The sequence below is a fragment of the Planobispora longispora genome (assembly GCF_016863135.1).
Taxonomy (GTDB): domain Bacteria; phylum Actinomycetota; class Actinomycetes; order Streptosporangiales; family Streptosporangiaceae; genus Planobispora; species Planobispora longispora.
On sequence record NZ_BOOH01000019.1, the window covers coordinates 430584 to 452028 of the forward strand.

The 21445-nt window shown below is 71.4% G+C and carries 19 protein-coding genes; 6 read left to right on the top strand and 13 right to left on the bottom strand.

The genetic code is table 11. The annotated features are described in order from the left end of the window. Positions 1-63: 63 nt before the first annotated feature. The 7 genes from Plo01_RS13170 to Plo01_RS13200 form a co-directional block, all read right to left on the bottom strand. Positions 64-1068, bottom strand: a complete 1005-nt coding sequence (locus Plo01_RS13170; protein WP_239316221.1) for a hypothetical protein — start codon at positions 1066-1068, stop codon at positions 64-66. Between the two features lies 1 nt (position 1069). Continuing rightward, positions 1070-2338, bottom strand: a complete 1269-nt coding sequence (locus Plo01_RS13175) for a DUF4910 domain-containing protein (RefSeq protein ID WP_203890822.1) — start codon at positions 2336-2338, stop codon at positions 1070-1072. Next, the gene (locus Plo01_RS13180; protein WP_203890823.1) at positions 2335-3354 is read right to left on the bottom strand and encodes an NAD-dependent epimerase/dehydratase family protein; all 1020 of its coding nucleotides are present in this window, start codon (positions 3352-3354) and stop codon (positions 2335-2337) included. Before Plo01_RS13180 ends, Plo01_RS13175 begins: the two co-directional genes overlap by 4 nt. Positions 3355-3367: 13 nt before the next feature. Continuing rightward, complete coding sequence (locus Plo01_RS13185) at positions 3368-4015, bottom strand: PIG-L deacetylase family protein (protein ID WP_203890824.1); 648 nt, start codon at positions 4013-4015, stop codon at positions 3368-3370. Beyond that, positions 4015-4833, bottom strand: a complete 819-nt coding sequence (locus tag Plo01_RS13190) for a sugar phosphate nucleotidyltransferase (protein WP_203890825.1) — start codon at positions 4831-4833, stop codon at positions 4015-4017. The genes Plo01_RS13185 and Plo01_RS13190 overlap by 1 nt, the downstream gene beginning before the upstream one ends. Then, entirely contained in the window at positions 4830-6035 is a 1206-nt protein-coding gene (locus Plo01_RS13195) for a class I SAM-dependent methyltransferase (RefSeq protein WP_203890826.1), read from the bottom strand. Before Plo01_RS13195 ends, Plo01_RS13190 begins: the two co-directional genes overlap by 4 nt. Before the next feature lie 98 nt (positions 6036-6133). After that, complete coding sequence (locus tag Plo01_RS13200) at positions 6134-7057, bottom strand: phytanoyl-CoA dioxygenase family protein (protein ID WP_239316223.1); 924 nt, start codon at positions 7055-7057, stop codon at positions 6134-6136. 73 nt (positions 7058-7130) lie between these two features. Between Plo01_RS13200 and rfbC the strand changes: the two genes are divergently transcribed. Next, complete coding sequence (gene rfbC / locus Plo01_RS13205) at positions 7131-7754, top strand: dTDP-4-dehydrorhamnose 3,5-epimerase (protein WP_203890827.1); 624 nt, start codon at positions 7131-7133, stop codon at positions 7752-7754. Here rfbC and rfbD read toward each other — a convergent pair. From rfbD to Plo01_RS13230, 5 genes are all read right to left on the bottom strand, one after another. Next, positions 7715-8557 carry a dTDP-4-dehydrorhamnose reductase gene (rfbD, locus tag Plo01_RS13210; protein ID WP_203890828.1) on the bottom strand — a complete coding sequence of 281 codons (843 nt, stop codon included), beginning with the start codon at positions 8555-8557 and terminating at the stop codon, positions 7715-7717. The two genes, rfbC and rfbD, sit on opposite strands and share 40 nt — an antisense overlap. Continuing rightward, positions 8554-9513: a dTDP-glucose 4,6-dehydratase gene (gene rfbB / locus Plo01_RS13215; protein WP_203890829.1), complete on the bottom strand. Its 960-nt coding sequence runs from the start codon at positions 9511-9513 to the stop codon at positions 8554-8556. The genes rfbD and rfbB overlap by 4 nt, the downstream gene beginning before the upstream one ends. Next, the gene (locus Plo01_RS13220) at positions 9510-10577 is read right to left on the bottom strand and encodes a glucose-1-phosphate thymidylyltransferase (RefSeq protein ID WP_203890830.1); all 1068 of its coding nucleotides are present in this window, start codon (positions 10575-10577) and stop codon (positions 9510-9512) included. Before Plo01_RS13220 ends, rfbB begins: the two co-directional genes overlap by 4 nt. 2 nt (positions 10578-10579) lie before the next feature. Next, positions 10580-12034: a sugar transferase gene (locus Plo01_RS13225; protein WP_203890831.1), complete on the bottom strand. Its 1455-nt coding sequence runs from the start codon at positions 12032-12034 to the stop codon at positions 10580-10582. 443 nt (positions 12035-12477) lie between these two features. Beyond that, on the bottom strand, positions 12478-14133 hold the full coding sequence (locus tag Plo01_RS13230) for a polysaccharide biosynthesis tyrosine autokinase (protein ID WP_203890832.1): 1656 nt from the start codon (positions 14131-14133) through the stop codon (positions 12478-12480). A gap of 216 nt (positions 14134-14349) precedes the next feature. Between Plo01_RS13230 and Plo01_RS13235 the strand changes: the two genes are divergently transcribed. Then, a complete protein-coding gene (locus tag Plo01_RS13235; RefSeq protein WP_203890833.1) occupies positions 14350-15450 on the top strand; it encodes a GNAT family N-acetyltransferase in 1101 nt (366 codons plus the stop codon). Continuing rightward, positions 15447-16367 carry a polysaccharide deacetylase family protein gene (locus tag Plo01_RS13240; protein ID WP_203890834.1) on the top strand — a complete coding sequence of 307 codons (921 nt, stop codon included), beginning with the start codon at positions 15447-15449 and terminating at the stop codon, positions 16365-16367. Before Plo01_RS13235 ends, Plo01_RS13240 begins: the two co-directional genes overlap by 4 nt. A gap of 9 nt (positions 16368-16376) precedes the next feature. Here the strand turns inward: Plo01_RS13240 and Plo01_RS13245 are convergent, their stop codons facing one another. After that, on the bottom strand, positions 16377-17516 hold the full coding sequence (locus tag Plo01_RS13245) for an SdiA-regulated/phytase-like domain-containing protein (RefSeq protein ID WP_203890835.1): 1140 nt from the start codon (positions 17514-17516) through the stop codon (positions 16377-16379). A 159-nt stretch (positions 17517-17675) separates the two neighbouring features. Here Plo01_RS13245 and Plo01_RS13250 point away from each other — a divergent pair, with 159 nt between their 5' ends. The 3 genes from Plo01_RS13250 to Plo01_RS13260 are packed head-to-tail and all read left to right on the top strand — an operon-like array spanning position 17676 to position 21406. Further along, positions 17676-18563: a glycosyltransferase family 2 protein gene (locus tag Plo01_RS13250; protein ID WP_275415380.1), complete on the top strand. Its 888-nt coding sequence runs from the start codon at positions 17676-17678 to the stop codon at positions 18561-18563. Positions 18564-18578: 15 nt separating this feature from the next. Next, the gene (locus Plo01_RS13255) at positions 18579-19871 is read left to right on the top strand and encodes an O-antigen ligase family protein (RefSeq protein WP_203890837.1); all 1293 of its coding nucleotides are present in this window, start codon (positions 18579-18581) and stop codon (positions 19869-19871) included. Further along, positions 19868-21406, top strand: a complete 1539-nt coding sequence (locus tag Plo01_RS13260; RefSeq protein WP_203890838.1) for an oligosaccharide flippase family protein — start codon at positions 19868-19870, stop codon at positions 21404-21406. Before Plo01_RS13255 ends, Plo01_RS13260 begins: the two co-directional genes overlap by 4 nt. The last annotated feature ends 39 nt before the right edge of the window (positions 21407-21445 follow it).

The following is a 21445-nucleotide window of genomic DNA, read 5'->3' on the forward strand; positions in this document are numbered from 1 at the left end:
CGCCCTCCTCCGTCGGCCGCCTGACCAAGGTGCCGTGTCTACCGATGACCTCGACAAGCTCGGTCATAGAGGTTCCTCCACGCGTTCCAACCAGATCTCCCGCCAGAACGGGACGAACTCCCGGGGGCAGTTCTGCTTGTGGCCGCCGTCGCAGAAGATGCCCTCCAGGGAGATGCACGGGCTCTTCATCGTCAGCAGCCTGCCGGTCTTCTCATCCAGCGCCCGTTCCACCCGGGCCTGCACCCGGGCGACCTTGCCGCAGTGACGCGCCATCTCCTCCTCGAAGCCCAGGCCCCGGTTGAGCCGGTCGGCGTTGAGGGTGGCGACGATCTCCTCCTTGGACCTGATCCGGACCAGTTCGCCGGGGCGCAGGCCGAGGGAGCCGGTCGGGGTCTTGCGGTGCGGGCCGCCGGGGACGAAGCCCCACTCCATGCCGCGCCTGATCCACAACCGCCGCGGCAGGACGCGCCTGCTCAGCTTCTGGTAGCGGTTGAACAGCCCGACGAAGAGCGTGGACAGCGTCGCGAGCACGCCCGCGTTGCCGCTCCTGACGTCCACGGCGTACTGCCCGAGACTCCGGAAGGGCAGGCAGACGGGCGCGGCCCGGAGCAGCTCGGTGGCCTGGCAGGAGAAGAGCTCCTCACCGTCGGCTCCCGGCTCCTTGCGGGCGGCGGCCTCCACCAGCTTCAGCAGCCGGTCCTCCGAGACCGGTCCCGGCACGGAGGCCTCGGGAGCCGGGACGTCCGAGGCGCCCGGCTCCACCCGCCTGAGCCAGGCCTCCTTCCAGTACATCGAGCAGGCCGTCTGGCAGCCGCCGTGCGCCGACCCGTCGCAGCGCGCCCCGGTCAGGTGCACCGCCCGGTCCATGCGGCGCATGCCGGTGCCGCTGATCGTGTCGCACAGCTTGTGCGCCACCTTGTGCACGGTGAGCCGCTGCCCGCAGAACCTCACCATCTCCGGCATGAAAGGCAGGTTCTCCAGCTCCCCCTTCCCGTCGAGAGTCGCCAGGATCTCGGCCTCGCTCCGGACCTCGACCACCTCTCCGACCCGGAGATCCAGCTGGCTCATGTCACTTCTCCTTCAGAAGCCCTGCGCTAACGAGCGCGCGTGCCGCGTCCGCCACCGTGGCGAACGGGAGTGCCGATCGTTGTGCGATATCGAGCAGGCAGTGCTCTCCGTCGGAGAGGTTCAGCACCCACAGCATGGCCATCTGGGCCTGCTTGGTGTCGCTGCGCCCGCCCAGCGAGCCGTACAGTCCCCGCCGGCCGAGCTGCGGCTCGCCGTACGGGCTGAGGTTGAGGTAGTGACGGTCGGTGTCGAGGATCCGGACGATCTCATCGAGGGTGTCGAGGGTGTCGGCCATCGCCTCCGGGAGTACGAAGTCCGGATTGTCCCCCGAGGTGTGATATTCCGGGTATCCGGCGTAGGTGGTGCGGGTCAGGCCGCCGACGGGCAGGTTGAACCCGGGGGAGCCGAACTGCCGTTCGTCGTAGCCGTACGGCGAGAAGTCGAGGATCGTGTGCGGCCGGTCCCGGAGCACGTGGGCCGCCACCCGGTCGATCTTCGCGTCGCCGCGCCTGCTCCGCTTGTAGGTCAGGGTGCCGCCGTCTCCGGCGCACGCCAGCACGAGCCCGTGCTTGATCCGGTCGACCCGCTCCCGGTTCCGCGCCAACCAGGTGATCGCGCCGATGGTCCCGGGCATGAACAGGAACCGGTAGGTGTGGCGCGGCCCGCGTTCGGCGAGCCTCCGCGCCAGGGCGACCGCCACCGCGATCCCCGCCAGGTTGTCGTTGGCCAGCGAGGGATGGCAGGTGTGACAGGAGACGATCACCTCGTCGGCCGTCTCCCCCGGCACCACGTACTCGCCGTAGGTCAGGTGCCCGTCGGCCAGCGTCGAGTCGATCACGACCTCGTACGGCCCGGGGCCCATCCGGTCCAGCGTCTCCTGGCTCAGGCAGAAGCCCCACGTGGGCACGTAGTAGCTGGTCCGGTAGGGGACCAGGCCGGGCTGCCCGGGCAGCGTGTGCAGGTGCCCGCGCAGCTCGTCGAGGGTCATCGTGGCCGACACCGGGACGCTGTAGCCGACGACGTGCAGGTTCGAGGCGTTGAAGTCGATCACCCTGCGGCCCTCGGCGTCCTTGACGTAGGCGTCGCGGATGTTCCACTCCTGCGGCACCGTCCAGTCGAGGACCTGGGTGCCGGTGGGCACCTCGCTGACCTCCAGCGGGATCGACTCAGCGATGATCTCCAGCGTGCGGCGCACGCCGTCGCCGGTGATGCTCCGGCAGATCGGGTAGAGCCTGCGCACCAGCGCGTGCATCTCCTCCCCGACGGTCATGGGCGCAGCTCCGGGGAGATCCCCCCGCTCTCCCGCCGTTCCGACAGCCACGCGAGCCGGGTGAAGCGCCGCTCGAAACTCTCCCGGGTCAGCCCGTGCCGCTCGTAGGCGTCGGCCAGCTCGACCGCCCCGGCCTTGACCGTCCAGCGGGGCTGGTGCTCCGGGAGCGCCGCGCGGATCCGGGCGAAGTCCACCCGGTAGGAGCGCGGGTCGGCCCCGGCCTCCCCGGTGATCACCAGCTCGGATCCGGGCACGGTCTCGGCGACCGTCTCGGCGATCTCCGCGACGGTCACGTTGTTCTGCTCGCTGCCCACGTTGAACGCCCGCGCGTGCACGGCCTCCCGGGGGGCCGCCAGCGCCGCGGCGAAGGCGTCGGCGATGTCCCCGGCGTGCACCAGGGGCCGCCACGGCGTGCCGTCGGACAGGACCTTCACCTGGCCGGAGAGCACGGCGTGGCCCACCAGGTTGTTCAGCACGATGTCGGCGCGGAGCCGGGGAGAGAACCCGAAGGCCGTGGCGTTGCGCATGAACACCGGGGAGAAGTCGTCGTCGGCCAGCTCGGCCAGGTCGTCCTCCACCCGGACCTTGGACTCGGCGTAGGGCGTCACCGGGCGGAGCGGGGCGTCCTCGCCGACGAGCTCGTCGCCGCCGGAGGCTCCGTAGACGGAGCAGGTGGAGGCGTACAGGAAGCGCCGCACCCCCGCCTCGCGGGCCAGCCGGGCCAGCCGTACCGAGGCGTGGTGGTTGATGTCGTAGGTCAGCTCGGGGGCCAGCGTGCCGAGCGGATCGTTGGAGAGCGCGGCGAGATGGATCACCGCGTCGAAACCGGCGACGTGCTCGGGACCGGCGTCCCGCAGGTCCACGGCGAACCCCGGGGGGTCGGCCGGCTCCGGCCCGAGCACGCACGCGGCGAACAGGCCCGAGTCGAGGCCGACCACGTCGTGGCCGGCCGCGGTGAGGACCGACGCCATCACCGTGCCCAGATATCCCTGATGGCCGGTCAGTAGAACGCGCACCCGTGTCTCCCGGTTACCTCGTGGGGCCGATGGTCAGTTTCGCCGCGTGGAACGCCTCGGCGTAGCGGCTCTGGCACTGCACTCCGCGCACCCTGGCCAGGCCGCGGAAGGTCTCCTCGTCGAACCATGTCCGCCCGTGCTGCGAGGGGTAGTGCTCGTGCAGCAGGGCGCTCTTGTCCCGCAGCGCGTCCTGCGACAACGGCATGAACACGTTGGGCTGGACCAGGTCGGACTCCCACTTGAGGATCTCGTAGCCGAGGATCAGGTGGTCGCGGAAGGCCGTGGGCACCAGCCGGGCCAGCCCCCGGTGGTCCTGGTGCGCGTCGTGCGGCGAGGGCGCGAAGACCACGTCCGGCTCGCACCGGCGCCGCACCTCCTCCAGTGCCTGTTTGGCGCGTTCCCAGTGCGTGGGCAGCCGCCCGTCCGGGATGTCGAGGACGGTCACGTCGAGCTCCGCCTTGGGGCAGAACGCGGCCAGCGCGGCCCGCTCCTCGTCCTCCCTGGCGGTGCCCCCGCCGGACAGCACGAGCGCCGTGACCCGTGTCTCCGGGCTGGCCCGGCACAGCTCCAGGAGCGTGCCGCCCGCGCCGATCGGGACGTCGTCGCAGTGGGCGCCGAGCACCAGGATCTCCGCGCAGCGCTCGGGGAGCAGCCGGAGCATCACGAAACCTGCTCGACCAGTCGGCGCGGGCTCTTCTTCGGCCCGTCGTTCTCCCAGACCATCCACGGGCGCTCGCCGCGCGCGTAGGCCTCGTTCAGCGCGACGCGCTCCCTGACGGTGTCGGTCGGCTTCCAGAACCCCCGGTGCGGGTAGGCCAGCAGCCGCCCCGCCTTGGCCAGCTCCGCGCAGCCGTCGGCGACCAGGTCGCCGCCGGGCGGGATGTGGTCGAAGATCTCCTGGCGGAGCACGAAGTAACCGCCGTTGATCCACAGCGGCATCTCGCTGACCGGGGTGATCCCGCCCACCGAGCCGTTCTCGCCGACCTCGATGCAGTGGAAGGTGTCCGTCGGCGGGACGACCACCATGGACGCGCCCGCGTCGGAGGCGGCGAACCGCTCGATCATCTCGGGCAGCGGCGCGTCGGTGAGCACGTCGGCGTAGTTGGCCAGGAACAGCTCGTCGTCGCCGAGGTGCTCGCGGACCCGGCGGAGCCGCTCCCCGATCGGCGACTCGATCCCCGTCTGCACGAACGAGATCGACCAGTCGGCGATGTCGGTGGAGAGCAGCTCGACGGTGCCGCCGCGCAGGATGAAGTCGTTGGACGTCGTCTCCCGGTAGTTCAGGAAGAAGTCCTTGATGTGCTCGGCGCCGTACCCCAGGCAGAGGATGAACTCCGTGTGGCCGTAGTGCGCGTAGTAGCGCATCACGTGCCAGATCAGCGGCCGGGGACCGACGAGCTGCATCGGCTTGGGCGGGTCCCCGGGGAGGCCGCTGCGCATGCGCGTGCCGTACCCGCCGCAGAAGAGGACCACCTTCACGAGACGACCTCCAGGGTCGGGATCGGAAAGACCAACCGGCCGCCCCACCGGCGGACGTAGGACAGCTGCTCGACGAGTTCCTCACGCAGGTTCCACGGCAGGACCAGCACGTAGTCGGGCCGGTCCTCGGCGATCCGCTCCGGCGGCAGGATCGGGATCCTGGTGCCGGGGGTGAACCTGCCGTGCTTGTAGGGGTTGCGGTCCACGGTGTAGGCCAGCAGGTCGGGCCGGATGCCGCAGTGGTTGAGCAGCGTGTTGCCCTTGCCGGGCGCGCCGTACCCGACCACGGTCTTGCCCTGGTCGGCGGCGTCGATGAGGAACCTGAGCAGGTCCCGCCGGACCTTGGCCACCCGGGCGGCGAAGTCGGCGTAGCCGGACAGCTCGTGCAGCCCCGCGGCCTTCTCCCGGGCCAGGACCTCGGTCACCCGGGGGCCGGGCTCGCCGCCGGGCCGCGCCCACAGCCGGATCGAGCCGCCGTGCGTGGGGAGCAGCTCCACGTCCACCAGCGTCAGCCCGCCGCTCGCCAGGGCGCGCTGCGCGGAGGCGACCGTGTAGTACTGGAAGTGCTCGTGGTAGATCGTGTCGTACTGGTTGAGCTCCATCAGCGTCAGCAGGTGCTGGACCTCCACGGAGACCAGGCCGTCGTCGGCCACCAGTGCCCGCAGCCCCTCGGTGAAGCCGATGACGTCCGGGATGTGCGCGTAGACGTTGTTGGCGACGACGAGGTCGGCGGGGCCGTGCTCGGCGCGCACCGCCGCGCCGGTCTCCGGGGTCAGGAACGCCGTGAGGGTCGGGACCCCCCTGTCCCGGGCCGCCTGGCCGACGTTCGCCGACGGCTCGATGCCCAGGCACCGCACGCCCCGCTCGACGACGTGCTGGAGCAGGTAGCCGTCGTTGCTGGCGACCTCCACCACGAAGGCGTCCGGCGCCAGGTCCCGCTCCCGGACGAACCTGCGGGCGTGCTCCACCCACGAGGTGGAGTAGGAGGAGAAGTAGGCGTACTCGGTGAAGGTGTCCTCGGGCGTGATCAGCGGCGGGATCTGCGCCAGCCAGCAGTCGGCGCACACCCTCAGGTGCAGCGGGTAGGCCGGTTCGGGCAGGTCCAGCCGGTCCTCGGTGAGGAACAGCTCACAGGGCGGCGTCGCGCCGAGATCGACGACGCTCTCCAGATTCGCGGAACCGCACAGCCGACACGTTGTCATCGGCACTCCCCCCAACCGCCGGACGTGACACGTCCTAATTCGCGTAGATCGCCGCAGGCGTTACAGCCCCGCGGGCCGCACGTGTGCCCTCCCGCCACTCAGCTCGCCCCCGCCGGGGTCCTGGCCTCCGCGACGGCGGCCGCCTCGGCCTCGTACTCCAGCGCGAGCTCCTCGGGCATCGCCGCCAGGTCGGAGGCGCGCAGGAAGTCGCGCAGGGTGGTGCCGGTGCAGGCCGCGTCGACGTTGGGGGCGCCCCGGCGGGCGCGCACGTCGCCGATGTCGACCGTACGGAAGTCGATGCTGAAGCGGGTCCGGCCCGAGGTGTTGGGCACCGTCGAGTGGAGCTGGGCGCCGGAGAAGAGCATCGCCCCGCCCGGCTCCGGGACCACCCGGACCTGCGGTTCGAGCTCGACCGGCTCCTCCGGGCGGGGCTGTTCCCGGGTGTCGGAGCGCACGTGCCGGGCGGCGCTGACCCTGCTGGTGCGGTTCCACTCGCCGTAGTCGTAGCGGGCGCTGCCGTTGCGCACCGGGCTGTCGAAGTAGCGGGGGTGGAAGGCCATCACGTTCTCCGGGACCACCGCGTAGACCGGGATCCACCAGTTGACCTGGTTGAACGGCGCGGAGTACCAGCAGTCGCGGTGCGGGTGGAAGGCGTAGGAGATGCCGGAGCTGAGGTAGTCGTCGGAGGTGGAGGTGCGCAGTCTGGGCACGTCGAAGTAGGTGCTCTCCAGGTCGCACCCGCGCTCCTCCATGACCGCGGGCAGCAACTCCTTGCAGCGCGGGTGGTGGATGAAACGCGGCTTGAGGTCGGCGAGCAGCGCGGCGAAGTCCTCCACGGCCATGTGGTACTGGGCGGTCTCGGGGTCGCGCCCGTCGAACGCGTCGTCGATCAGCTCACGCGTGAAGTCGATCAGCTCGCGGGTGGCGGGCGTCGCCGAGTACACGAACACCTCGCCCCGGTAGAGCAGATCCCGGCGTCCTGCGTCGTCCATACCGCTGTTGGAGAGAACGGCGGTCATCATGGAGATCTCCTTCTGGACAATTCACGATCATTCGTGCTGAAGATCCACACTGGGTCATGGCATGCTTCGGCTCATGGAGCCTCTGAGCATCGGCGGAGCCTGGCAGTACACCCCCCGCGTCCACGCCGACTCCCGCGGCGCCTTCCTGGAGGCGTTCCGCGCCGCCGACCTGCGGCGGGCCGCCGGGCACCGGTTCGACCTCGCGCAGATCAACTGCTCGGTGTCGAAGCGCGGCGTGCTGCGCGGCGTGCACTTCGCGGACGTGCCGCCCGGTCAGGCCAAGTACGTCATGTGCGTCTCCGGCGCGATCCTCGACGTGGTCGTGGACCTCCGGACCGGGTCGCCGACCTTCGGCCGGTGGGAGGCCGTGCGCCTGGACGACACCGACCGCCGGGCCGTCTACCTCGCCGAGGGGCTCGGCCACGCGTTCCTCGCGCTGAGCGACCAGGCGGCCGTCATGTACGCGTGCTCGCAGCCGTACGCGCCGGGGCGCGAACACGGGATCCACCCGCTCGACCCGGACCTCGGCATCGATTGGCCGCTGGAGGGCGAGCCGCTGCTGTCGGACAAGGACGCCGCCGCCCCCAGCCTGGCGGAGGCGCTGGCGGTCGGGCTGCTCCCGGACTACGCCGCCTGCCTGGACTACGAGCGGACGCATCACGGGTCACCGTCGATCAGCGACGGCCAGGCCGTCTGAAGCGCCTGCCGCCAGTCCCGCATGGCGGGCCGGCCGTGGTGCCCGAGCACGCTGTAGGCCGGGCGCCGGGCCGGGCGCGGGAACGCGGCGGTCGTGACCGGCCGGACGCGCTCCGGGTCGGCGCCCAGCAGGGTGAAGATCTCGCGGGCGAAGCCGTACCAGGTCGTCCGGCCGGAGTTGGTGGCGTGGTAGATCCCGCCGGGGACGTCGGCGTGGACCAGCCGGACCAGCTCGGCCGCCAGGTCGGCGGCCCAGGTCGGCTGCCCGTGCTGGTCGTCCACCACGGAGACGGTCTCCCGCTCGGCCTCCAGCCGGATCATGGTCCGCACGAAGTTCGCCCCGCGGGCGCCGTACAGCCAGGCGGTGCGCACCACGATGTGGCCGTGCTCCAGCGCCGCGCGCTCGCCGGCCAGCTTGCTCCTGCCGTAGGCGCCGACCGGGCCGGTCGGGTCGTCCTCGCGGTAGGGCCGCGAGGAGGCGCCGTCGAAGACGTAGTCGGTGGAGATCTGCACCAGCCGGGCGTCCGCCTCCGCGCACGCCTCCGCCAGGGCCCGCACGGCGTGGCCGTTGACCGCGAGCGCCTCGGCCTCGTGCGCCTCCGCGTCGTCCACGGCCGTCCACGCCGCGCAGTTGACCACCGCGTCGGGCTTGTGCAGCCGTACGGCCTCGGCCACCGCCCGCGGGTCCCGCACGTCGAGCTCGGCGCGGCCCAGCGCTGCGACCTGCTCCCCCTCCCGGTGCAGGACGCCGACGAGGTCGGAGCCGAGCATGCCCCGGGCCCCGGTGACCAGCCATCGCGTCATATGAGCGCCTTCCACCAGTCGGGGTTGTCGGTGTACCAGCGGATGGTCTCCCGCAGCCCCGTCTCGAAGTCGATCTTCGGGGCGTATCCCATCCCGCGCAGCTTGGTGTCGTCCAGGGAGTAGCGGCGGTCGTGCCCCTTGCGGTCCTCGACGCGCTCGACCATGTCCCAGTCGGCCCCGCAGAGCTCCAGGATCCACTCGGTGAGCCGGAGGTTGGTCATCTCCGCCGTGCCGGCGATGTGGTAGATCTCGCCGGGCTCGCCCTCCTCGGCCACCAGCCGGATTCCCGCGCAGTGGTCCTCGACGTGGATCCAGTCGCGGACGTTGCCGCCGTCGCCGTAGAGCGGCACCTTCCGGCCCCGCAGGAGATTGGTGATGAACAGCGGGATCACCTTCTCCGGATACTGGCGGGGGCCGTAGTTGTTGCCGCAGCGCGTGATGGAGACCGGCAGGCCGTGGGTGATCGCGTACGCGCGGGCGATCATGTCCCCGCCCGCCTTGGAGGCCGAGTACGGCGAGCGCGGCCGCAGCGGCGCGAACTCGTTCCACGAACCGGACTCGATGGACCCGTAGACCTCGTCGGTGGAGACCTGCACCACGCGCGGGGTCCCGGCCTCCAGGCACGCCTGCATGAGCGCCTGCACGCCCAGGACGTTGGACCGCACGAACTCGGCCGCGCCGTCGATCGACCGGTCCACGTGGGACTCGGCCGCGAAGTTGACGACGACGTCGTGGCCGGGGACCACCTCGGCGAGCAGCCCGGGGTCGCAGACGTCGCCGCGCACGAACGTGTGGGCGACCCCCTCCAGATTCGCCGGGTTGCCCGCGTAGGTGAGCTTGTCGAGGACCGTCACGGAGATCCCGTCCGCCGCGAGCATGCGGACGTAGGCGGAGCCGATGAACCCGGCGCCGCCGGTGACCAGGACGCGCGAGGGCTCCCGGGTGGACGCTGTCATGAGCTGATCTGGACCTTGCTGTGATCGCCCAGCACGAGGCGGTGGGCTCGGGGTGTGTTGGGCGCGGGGGTGACCTCGACGTCGTGGCCGATGAGCGACGACTCGATCCGGGAGACCCCGGCGATCGAGGACCTGGGCAGCACGATGGAGTATTCGATCTCGCTTCCGCTGATCGTGCAGCCGGCCGCGATCGAGGTGAAGGGGCCGACGTAGCTGTCCAGGACCCGCGCCCCGGCGCCGATGATCGCCGGGCCGACGATGCGGGAGCGCTCGACCACGGCGCCGGGCTCCACGACCACCCGGCCGATCAGCTCGCTGACGCCGTCCACCGCGCCGTCCGTCCGGGCCTCCATGGACTCCAGGACCAGGCGGTTGACCTCCAGCATGTCGGTGACGTTGCCGGTGTCCTTCCAGTAGCCCGAGATGACGGACGACTCGACCGGCCGCCCCTGCTCGATCAGCCACTGGATCGCGTCGGTGATCTCCAGCTCACCCCGCCACGACGGCTTGAGCTCGGCCACCGCCTCGTGGACCTCGGGGGTGAACAGGTAGACGCCCACGAGCGCCAGATCGCTCTTGGGCTCGCGCGGCTTCTCCTCCAGCCCGATCACGCGGCCGGCGGCGTCGAGCTCGGCGACGCCGAACTGCCGGGGGTCGCCCACCCGGGTCAGCATGATCTGGGCGGAGGGCCGGTCCCGGGTGAACCGTTCGACGATGCCGTTGATGCCGCCGACGATGAAGTTGTCGCCGAGATACATGACGAAGTCGTCGGCGCCGAGGTAGTCACGGGCGATCAGCACCGCGTGGGCCAGGCCGAGCGGCGCCTCCTGGCGCAGGTAGGTCACCTGCAGGCCGAACGCCGAGCCGTCGCCCACCGCCGCCTCGATCTCGGCGTGGGTGTCGCCCACGACCATCCCGATCTCCCGGATCCCGGCGGCGGCGATGGCCTCCAGCCCGTAGAAGAGCACGGGCTTGTTCGCCACCGGGACGAGCTGCTTGGCGGAGGTGTGGGTGATCGGCCGTAACCGGGTGCCCGACCCCCCGGCGAGCACGAGTGCTTTCACGTTCAATAGGCCCCTTCTGCGTGGACGACGGCACTCCAGGTCTTCCAGAGGATCTGCAGGTCCAGGAAGAGGGACCAGTTCTCCACGTAGCGCAGGTCCAGGCGGACCGACTCCTCCCAGGACAGGTCGGAGCGGCCGCTGACCTGCCACAGGCCCGTCATCCCTGGCTTGACCACCAGGCGGCGGCGGACGTCCACGCCGTACTGCCGGACCTCGTCGGGCAGCGGCGGGCGCGGTCCGACCAGCGACATCTCGCCGCGGAGCACGTTGAGCAGCTGGGGCAGCTCGTCGAGGGAGTAGCGGCGCAGGAACGCTCCCACCCGGGTGATCCGCGGATCGTTGCGCATCTTGAAGAGCACGCCGTCGAACTCGTTCTCCGGCATGAGCTGCTTCTTGAGCCGCTCGGCGTCGTTGACCATGGTCCGGAACTTGACGACGTCGAACTCCTTGCCGTCCTTGCCGACTCTGACCTGCCGGAACAGGGCCGGTCCCGGGCTGGTCGCCCGGATCAGCCCGGCGATCAGCAGCATGGGCAGGGACAACATCAGGAGGGCGAGACCCGCGCCGCACCGGTCGAACAGGTTCTTCACCCAGTAGCGGGTCCCGGTGAACTCGGGGTGCTCGACGTGGAGCAGGGGCATCCCGGCCACCGGGCGGATGCTGACGCGCGGGCCCGCGACGTCCATGAGCGCGGGCGCCACGAACAGGTCGATGCGGTCGCTCTCCAGCCCCCAGGCGAGGCGGCGCAGCGCGGCGCCGTCCAGCTCGGGGCAGGCCAGGATGGCGACCGCGTCGGCCTTCACCTTGGCCACCACCTCGGGGACGTCGCTGAAGTCCCCGAGCGCGGGAACGCCGTCGATGTCGGACTTCCCGGCCCCGGGCGGCAGGCACGCGGCGACCACGGCCATCCCGTGGTACGGCTGCCGCCGCAGCTGCATCACCAGGTCGAGCACCGACTCCCGGTGACCGACGGCGACCACGTGGCGCATGTACTCGCCGCTGGCGCGCCGCCGGTGCAGCCGCTTGCGCATGCGATGCCGGAAGACGAGCGTGAGCACCAGCGCGCCCGGGAGCATCGCCATGACGAAGCTCCGGGCGATGCTGGTCTGCGTCGCGTACGCGCCGATCGCGACGGCGGCCGTGAGACCGGCGCCGCCCTCGAAGACCGCGCGGAACTCCTCCGTCCCCTCGCCGTGCGTGCGCCGGCGGTAGGCGCCCCCCAGCGCCAGGGCCAGCGGCCAGGCCAGGGCGAGCCCCAGCCCGAAGATCACTTCCGTCACCGGAATGAAGGCACCCCGCCACAGGCGGATGCCCAGCACCACCTCGCACGCGAGCACCGCGCACGCGAGATCGCCCGCTACGAGAATCCGGGCATAGGAACGCGTCCAGATGCTCGAAGCGGAGCGTGACACACCGTCGAAGAGCACGACGGCGTGCTCCTCCGTCCCCACCCGCATACCACCCCACCCAACTGCCTCGGCAGTAACAGCTACCAGACGTGCTACGGGCGTTATTGGTTTACAGATTTCTCATACGCATCAGAAGCGGCTGTATCAGTGGAAATCATATTGATCAAGATAGGGGAACGGAATAGTAACTCACTGTCCGCTATTGGCCGATTAAAGGCGCTATGACACCTTGACGGAACGGTCCAAACATGTACGTCCGCCCCTCGCACCCACCGAGCGGCCAGGCGTCCGCCGCACCCCGGGCGGCCTCAGCGGCCCGGAGAATGCCCAGGTGCCCCCGGAAGGACCGCGGCCTTTTCGAAGGTCCCGGCGGTCCTCATTGTCCAGACACAAGCGGGGACACAGAAGATGCCCGCTTTGTCCATTATGTGTCTTGCCGTCCCGGGAGTGCAGAGCATTCCGGAGAACGCCTCAGCGTCCCGGGGAAACGATCACTTGAGAAAGCCGAGCGGCTCGTCCTTGATCACGGGGAGCATCGCGGTGCCGAGCCCGTCCTCGTCCGCGCCCACCAGACCCTTCATGTCCTCGTCCGAAGCCCCGGCCACGCGCACGTCCTCCTGACGCCGCGACGACACGGTCTCGGCCGCGGGGGCGGCGGCCGCAGCGGGGACGGCGGCGGGGGCGGCGGGGGCCTGCCAGGGGATCACCACGGCGCCGAGGACCTCGGCACCCACCTGCTCGAGCTGGCGGATGCCATCGCTGATCTCCGCGTAGCGGGTCTTCGGCACCTCGACCACCATCAGCGCGAGGTCGGCGTGCTGGGCGAGGGCCTGGGCGTCGGCGCCCGACGTCGTGGCGGGCGCCTCGATCACGATGTAGCGGCACCGGTCGCGCAGAGAGTCGATCACCCGGGCCATGCGCTCACCCTGGATCATGTCGATGACCTGGTCGGTCTCCTTGCCACGCGGGATGACCCGGAGCGAGGGGGGCACCGCCGCCCGGGCCTCCGCCTCCGCCAGCGTCGAGGTGCCGAGCAGCACCTCCGCGAGCCCGGACGCGGCGGGCACGCCCAGCAGGTCGCCGCTCACCGACGACCCGAGATCCGCGTTGACCAGCATGACGTCGGAGCCGGTCCGGGCGAGCGCGGCGGCGATGTTGGCGGCCACGACGGCGGTCCCCCGTCCCTCGGCCGCACCCGTGACCAGCACCACCTGGTTGGCGGGTCCCCCGCCGAGGCGGGCGGTGATCCCGTGGGAGAGCTCGTGGAAACGCTGGCCGACGCGGCCGCGCGCCGACTCCAGGCCGAGCGTGACGGTCTTGGGGTTGCTGGGCAGGTCGAGCAGCGTCTCGACGCCCAGCACCCGGCGCAGGTCGGTCGCGGCACGCACCTGCTTGTCGGAGCGGTCGGCCAGGACCGCCGCCATGATCCCCAGGATCAGGCCGACGAGAAGCCCGGCGGGCAGGAACATGATCGGACGGGGGAAGGTCGGCGCCTCGGGAGACGTCGCCTTGTCGATCACCTCTCCGACCGACACCCCGACGGCCTCGATCTGGATGTCGGCGAGCTTGGCGCTGAACGACTGCAACTGCCCGTTGAGGTACTGCCGCTGCCCGCTGTTGCTCGTCGGCACCGCCTTGAGCTGCTCGGACAGGGATTTGATCTGTCCCTGGAGGGCGAGGATCTGCTGCTTGTAGCGCTGCTCCACCCGCGCGCGCCGGGTGTTCAGGTACACGGTGGCGAAGGCGTTCGCGCCCTCGCTCGCCCGGGCGGGGGTGGAGTCCTGGAAGCTGATCTCCAGCAGGCCGGAGTCCTGGGGTGCGGTGACGCTGAGCCGCTCGACGAGGTCCACCGGGTCCTCACCGCTCTTGAGCGTCTGCCGTACCTTCCCGACCACTTCCGCACTGCGCACCCGGCCCGCCTCGGTCTCGAGGTTGACCTGGTCGTCACGGGTGTTGCTGTCGGTGGCCGTGACCAGTACGGTGGCCTCCGCGGTGTACACCTCAGGCAGGTAAACCACCGCCAGGGCAGACATGGCCACGCCGAGCATGGCGCTCACCGCGATGATCCACCAGCGCCGTCCCAGCAGCGCCGCGTAGTCGGCGACCTCTGTGACATCCGCGCGGGGCATCGAGCTCACTTGGTCCACCCCTTAACTCCCCTGACGCAACGTGGGCACAGAATACCCGCAGCAATTCCGATTCCTGCCCAACTATGACTTTAAATGTCGTATGACCAGAATCTTGGTCCCCAGGGCGGGCGGCCGGAGGACGTTCCAGCCTCCCCTACCCCCTGCGGGACCCGTCGGGGTCACCCACCGGGGCCTCCGCCGGCCCCATGAAGCGACAGGTGAGACTACGTGCGTGTGACCATCACGCGACCGGACGGGCTCGGCGCGGCCGAGCTCGCCCTGTGGCGCTCGTGGCAGGCCCCGGGGAGCGGGCTGGACAGCCCGTTCCTGGCGCCGGACTTCGCCCTGGCGATCGACCGCGCCAGGAAGGACGTCCGCGTCGAGATCGCCGTGTTCGAGGACGGCTCCGGCCTCGCCGGTTTCCTCCCCTACGAGCGGCACGGCCGCGCGGTGGGCAGGGCCGTCGGCATGGGGGTCTCCGACTGCCAGGGCGTGGTCCACCGGCCCGGCGCCCGGACCCCCCTGCCGGCCGCCCTGGCGGCCGCCTCGCTCTCGGTCTGGGAGTTCGACCACCTCCTCGCCGCCCAGCTGCCCCGCCACGCGCCCGACGCCGCGCGCGTGGGCTCCCCCGTCATGGACCTGAGCGAGGGATACGACCCCTACCGCGACGCCCGCCGGGCCCTGACCCGGTCGGCGATCGGCGGGGTCGAGCGCAAGGACCGGAAGCTGGGCAGGGAGCACGGCGAGCTCCGGCTGGAGTACGGCTGCCGCGACCCGGAGATGCTCCGGCTCATGATGCGCTGGAAGTCCGCGCACTACCGGCGCACCGGGGCCGCCGACCGGTTCGGCTGGCCCTGGGTGCGGCAGCTGGTCGAGGAGAGCTTCGCGACCGCCACCGAGGAGTACGGCGGCCTGCTCAGCACGCTCCACGCCGGCGACACCCCGGTGGCGGTGGAGTTCGGCCTGCGCTCTGGAACGGTCTACGAGCGCTGGTTCGGCGCCTACGACGCGGACGCGTTCGGGGCCTACTCCCCGGGCCTGGTCATGATGCTGCGGTTCGCCCGGGCCGCGGCCGACCACGGGATCCGCACCATCGACCTGGGCAAGGGCAGCGAGCCGTACAAGGAGTTCTTCGCCGGCTCCCACATCCCGCTCGCGGAGGGGTGGATCTCCCGGCCCTCGGCGCGGGCGACGCTGTACCGCGCCCGGCACGTGCCGCCCCGGATCATCAGGGACTACATCAAGAGCCACCCGGACCTGCGCCGGCGGGCCAGGGAAACCCGCGACGCCGTCAACCGCGTCCGCCGATACGGCTTCGGAGCACACCGATCATGACATCCCGACTGACGATCTTCGGCTGGCACAACGTCGAGTCCACCTGGTGCTTCCCCGTCTCCGGCTCCGGCGTCGCCGGGCTGGAGGGGCAGCTGCGGCGGCTGCGGCGGATGGCCAACGTCGTCCCGCTGGAGTGGGCGCTCGACGCCCTGCGAGCCGGGGAACCGCTGCCCCCGCGGGCCGTCGCGCTCTGCTGGGACGACGGTTACCGCGACAACCTGGAGCTGGCCGTGCCCGTGCTGGAGAAGCTGGAGCTGCCCGGCACCTTCTTCCTCGTGCCGGGCCTGCTGTCCGGGGACGACCGCGCCTGGTGGGAGATCGCCGGGTGGGCCTTCGCCCGCAGCGGCCGGGAGACGGTCGAGTGGCGCGGCGAGACCTACCCGACGCGGGGAGCGGCGGGCAGGGCGGCCTACGGCAGGGCCTCCGACCGCCTGCGGGTGATGACGGCGGCCGAGCGGGCCGCGGCGCTGGAGGAGCTGGTGGACCGGCTCGCGCCGGAGGGGGCGCCCGAGGACGGGCGGCTCTTCCTCGACTGGGAGGGCGCGCGGGAGATGGTCCGGCGCGGTTTCTCGGTCGGCTCCCACACCATGCGGCACGTGACGCTCGCCCAGGAGACGCCCGAGGACCAGACCGAGGACCTGCGCCGCTCGCGCGAGATCCTCCAGCGGGAGCTGGACGTGCCGATCCGGACGGTGGCCTATCCGTTCGGCCAGGCCGACGCGGTGAGCCGGGACACCGAGGACGCCGCCGTGAAGGCGGGGTACGCCCACGGCCTGACCACCGAGTTCGGCTGGAACGGCGGGACCACGCCCGGCACCCACGGCCGCCGGATCATGCTGGACCCGGACCGGGGCTTCGTCGCGACCGGCCTGTCCCGGGTCACCGGCCGGCTCAGGCGTCTGCGGACGGCGGGCTGACCGCCGCCTTCACAGCGGCCGGCCCTCTCCGGCCGCTGCGGGCGGCGGGCTGACCGCCTTCACGCCGGCCGGTCCCCGCCGGCCGCGCACCACGGCGAGCGCCAGCACCCCGGCCGCCGCCACCCCGGCGAGCCCCGCGACGGCGAACATCAGCCCGTCGCCGCCCGCGGGCGGCGCGGCGAGCTGGGCCGGGTCCTGGCCGGGGAGCTCCGGCTCCGCGCCGCCGGTGGCGGCATCGGCCGGGAGAGGGACCCGCCACATCGGCTGGTTGAGCCCTTCGGAGTTCACCAGCAGGGATCGTCCGTCGGGGGTGAAGGCGACGCCCTCCCCCTGCCGCTGCACGGGCAGGTCGATCTCGATGGGCTTGGCCCGCATCGACTTCGCGACGTCCTCGTCCTCGATCCACCACAGGTACGCGGTGGTGGCGTTGCGGATCACCACCCGGTCGCCGTCCGGAGAGAAGGCCGCCCCGGACACACCGACGATCTTCAGGTCGGCCAGCGCCTGACGCAGGACGTTGCTCCCGCTCGCCTTGAGCGCGCCGGGAACGCTCCACAGACCGGACTTCCGGCCCGCCTTCTCGGCCTTCTCCACCAGGAACACCTTGCCGGTGACGGGGTGCACGAGCAGGGCCTCGCTGTTGTGCGGCGCCCCGTCGGCGTAGACGAGCGTGAAGACCTCGACCTGGTTCCCGGCGAGCGCGACGCGGCCGCTGGCCGAGGCCGCGGGCTCGGTGACGCGGAGCAGGCGGTAGGAGGTCCGCTCCGGCAGGCTGCCGGCCGTCCGGGCGACGAAGGCGTCCCCGGTGTCGGCGATGTACAGCTGACCGGTCCCGTCCGCGGCGCGGGCCACGGCGACGTCCTCCCAGTCCTCGTTCAGCTCGGGCTGGGGCAGTGCCAAAATGACCTTGGTCTTTCCCTTGCCGTCGACCGCGTACACCTCGGCGGGCCTGCCGGCGTCGGGAACGGTGTAGTAACGCTTCCCGTCGGCGCTCACCGCGAGCCCGCTGGACTCGTTGATGTGCTCGCCGACGACCTGGAAGAGCGGCTCGGGCGGCTGCGGGATCCGGGCGAGGGCGTGAGCCGTCGAGGGCAGGAGGCCCGCGCACACCAGCGTCAGGAAGGGGAGGAGAGCCGTACGCCTGGCCACTGACGCACCACCTATCACTTAGATCACAAAGGTAAAAAACGGTCGCTTGCCGCAGAACAGGCATACACCATTCCGGAACGACCCTAGCCTAGGGTGCAATGCTGCACAGAAGGGACAAAAGCCCTGAATACCCCCTCGCCTTCCGCGCCCTCCGTAACGGTGGTCGTGGCTACGCGCGACCGGCTGGAGCTTCTGCGCCGGGCGGTGACGGCGATTCTCAGCCAGGAATACGCCGGTGAGATCGACGTGATCGTCGTCTTCGACCAGTCGGACCCGGTCGCGCTCGACGTCGATTGTCCCCCGGGCCGGAGCCTGCGCGTCACGACCAACGGCCGCACCCCCGGACTCGCGGGATCCCGGAACACCGGGATCACCGCCGCCCGGACCGACTACGTCGCCTTCTGCGACGACGACGACGAGTGGCTGCCCGGCAAGCTCCGCGCGCAGGTGGAGCTCCTGGCCGCCGAGGGGGGCGTCGCCGCCGGGACCGGGATCGAGATCCGCAGCCGCGGAACGTCCAACCCCCGCCCGGGGCCCGAGCGTCCGGTCACCTTCCGCGACCTGCTCCGGGACCGCGTCTTCACGCTGAACGGCTCAAACCTGATCATCGACCGCACGGTGCTGACCGAGACCGTCGGCCTCGTCGACGAGAACCTGCCCGGCAGCTACGCCGAGGACTACGACCTGCTGCTGCGCATCGCGAAGCTGGGACCGATCCACTGCGTACGGCAGCCGCTGGTGGCCATCAACTGGCAGGGCTCCTTCTTCGCCCGCCGGTTCCCGATGATCGCCGACGCGCTCGCCCACCTGCTGGCCAAGCACCCCGAGTTCGCCACCGACCCCGTCGGCATCGCCAGGATCGAGGGGCAGATCGCCTTCTACCGCGCGGCGGCCGGCCAGTACGGCGAGGCGTGGCACTGGGCCCGGCGGTCGCTCCGGCACAACTGGCGCGAGCGCCGCACCTACCTGGCCCTGCTCGTGGCGAGCCGGCTGACCAGCGGACAGCGCGTCCTGGCCCTGCTCAACGCGCGCGGCCGGGGGATCTGACCAACCGTGGCGAGCATGGTCCAGCATCGTTCCCGGCACCGTTCCCGGATCGCGGACACCACGGCACGCGAGCTGCCGATCTGGCCGCTCCGCGCCATGTTCCTGTTCTACCCCCTGTGGTGGGTTCTCGGCCTCGCCCCGTTCGCCGGCCTGATCTTCGGGCTCCCCATGGTGGCGAACCTGGTCCGGCGGGGGCGCGTGGCCGTGCCCAGGGGCTTCGGAATCTGGCTGCTCTTCCTGCTGGCCATGATCGTGGCGGGCACCCAGCTCGACAGCGTGCCCCGGGTGGTCGGCCTGGTGTTCAGGCTGGCCTCGTACGCCAGCGCCACGGTGATCTTCGTCTACGTCTACAACTGCTCGTCCCGGAGGCTGCCCGTCGGCACCGCGGTCGGGTTCCTCGTCGCCTTCTGGATCTGGGTCGTCATCGGCGGATACCTGGGCGTGCTGTTCCCCGAGGGCTCGATCACCACGCCCATGGAGAAGGTGATGCCGGCCTCGATCGCCTCCAACGAACTGGTGGGCGAGCTCATCCACCCCAAGTTCGCCGAGGTGCAGCACCCCTGGGGGGCCGCGGAGCCGTTCGTGCGCCCCAGCGCCCCCTTCCCCTACACCAACGCCTGGGGCAGCCACTACGCGCTCCTGCTCCCACTCGTCCTGCTGTTCATGCGGATCCAGGGAACGATCCGCCAGGGCGTGCTGCTGGGCCTGCTCGCGACGGCCTCCCTGGTCCCGGCCTTCGCCACCCTCAACCGCGGCATGCTGCTGGCGGTGGCCTTCGCCCTCGCCTACGCCGCGCTGCGCTACGCGGCCAAGGGCCACCTGGCGGGCCTGGTCGCCATGGTCGCGGCCGGGGTGGTCGGCGTGACGGTGGCCTACCTGACCGGCGTCGCCGACGGCATCACCTCGCGGACCTCGGTGAGCGGCTCCAACGACGACCGGGTGGGCATCTACCTGGAGGCGTTCCAGCGCACCCTGGAGTCGCCGATCCTGGGCTACGGCGCCCCGCGCCCCTCCGCCACCATCGGCGTCTCGGTCGGCACCCAGGGCCAGTTCTGGAACATCATGTTCTCGTTCGGCTTCCCCGCGCTGCTGCTGTTCACGCTGTTCCTGGCCGGCCTCGCCTGGCGGACCAGGAAGCTCCCGCTGGAGCTGGTCTGGCTGCACGTCGTGCCCGTCATGGCGGTCTTCATGATGTTCTACTACGGCCTCGACAGCACCCAGCTCGTCGTCATCTTCATGGCCGCCGCGCTCGGCCTGCGCCAGCTGCGGGATCTCCGGAACCCGGCCCCGCCGGAGGTGAAGGCATGAGCGGTCAGGGAACGAACGGCGACGGCGTGGGCGCCCAGGACACCGACGACCGCAAGGAGCTGCGGAGCTTCGCCAAGGGCGGCGTGGTCACCCTGCTGGGCTCCGTCGGCTCGGCGGCGGCCGGCTTCCTGATGACCGTCGTCGTCGCCCGGCTCCTCGGCCCCGCCGAGGCGGGCGTCTTCTTCATCGTGATGGCCCTGTTCATGATCCTCAGCGAGGTCACGGAACTGGGCGCGGACACCGGACTCGTACGGTCGGCCGCCCGGCTGCGGGCGCTGGGACGCATGTCGGACCTGCGCCGGGTGACCGTCGCGGCGCTGGTCCCCGTGCTGGCCGTGAGCACGGTCACGGCGGTGGCCCTGTACGCCTGCGCGCCGTGGGTCGCCTCCTTCTTCGCCGACGCCGCCCACCTCGACGAGGCCACCCTCTTCCTCCGGGTCGCCGCCCCCTTCCTGGCCGTGTCCGCCGCCCGCATGGTCGCCCTGTCCGGCATGCGGGGGCTCGGCGACCTCACCGCGTACACGCTCGTCAACGTGGCCATGCCGGTCGCCCGCCCGCTGCTCGCCGTGGCGGCGGTGGGGCTCGGCCTCGGCTCCGGGGGCGTGATGCTCGCGTGGTCGCTCCCGGTCGGGCTGACCTTCGCCGCGGCGGCCGTACTGCTGTGGCGGATGGTACGGCGGGCCGGCAGCGGCGGCGAGCGGGACCCCGGCGCGGTCCGGGAGTTCTGGCTGTTCTCCGGCGCGCGGGGCGTCGCCGCGATGATCGAGATCCTGATCGTCTGGCTCGACGTGCTCATCGTCGGCGCGCTGGTCTCCAACCACGACGCCGGGATCTACGCCACCGCCAGCCGGTTCATCACGACCGGGACGCTCGTGCTGGCCGCCACCCGGATCGCGGTCGCGCCGCAGATCGCGGCCCTGCTGGCCAAGGGCGAGAACCGCACCGCCGAACAACTGAACACCATGGCGACCGGCTGGGTGATGATCGCCTCCTGGCCGCTGTACCTCGCGCTGGCCTGCTTCGGCCCGTTCGTGCTCACCCTCTTCGGGGAAGGGTTCGCCGAGGGGGCGACGGCCCTGGCGATCCTCGCCACGTCGATGCTCGTGGTGATGGCGGCGGGCAACGTGCAGACCGTGCTGCTCATGGGCGGCAAGAGCTCGTGGGCCCTGGGCAACAAGGTCGCCGCGCTCACCGTCAACGTGGTGCTCAACCTGCTCCTGGTGCCGCGCCTGGGCATCGTCGGGGCCGCGCTCGCCTGGGCCGCCGCCGAGCTGGTCGACACCGTGGCCGCCGCGCTCCAGGTCCGTTACGGGCTCGGCCTCCGGCTGGGCCTGCGCGCCCTGGTCCTCCCCGCGTTCTGGGCCCTGTTCTGGTTCGGCGGCGGCGGCGTGGTGGCACGCCTGGTCGCCGAGCCCACCGCCCTGTCCTTCGCCGCGTATCTGGCCGTCGCCTGCGCCGGATACGGCCTCGCCCTGTGGCGGGGACGCGCGGCCCTGCACATGGATCTGCTCGTCGAGACCGTTCGACGGCGCTGAAAGAAGAGAGAACCGCAATGGCCCGGAGCCTGCTCGCCC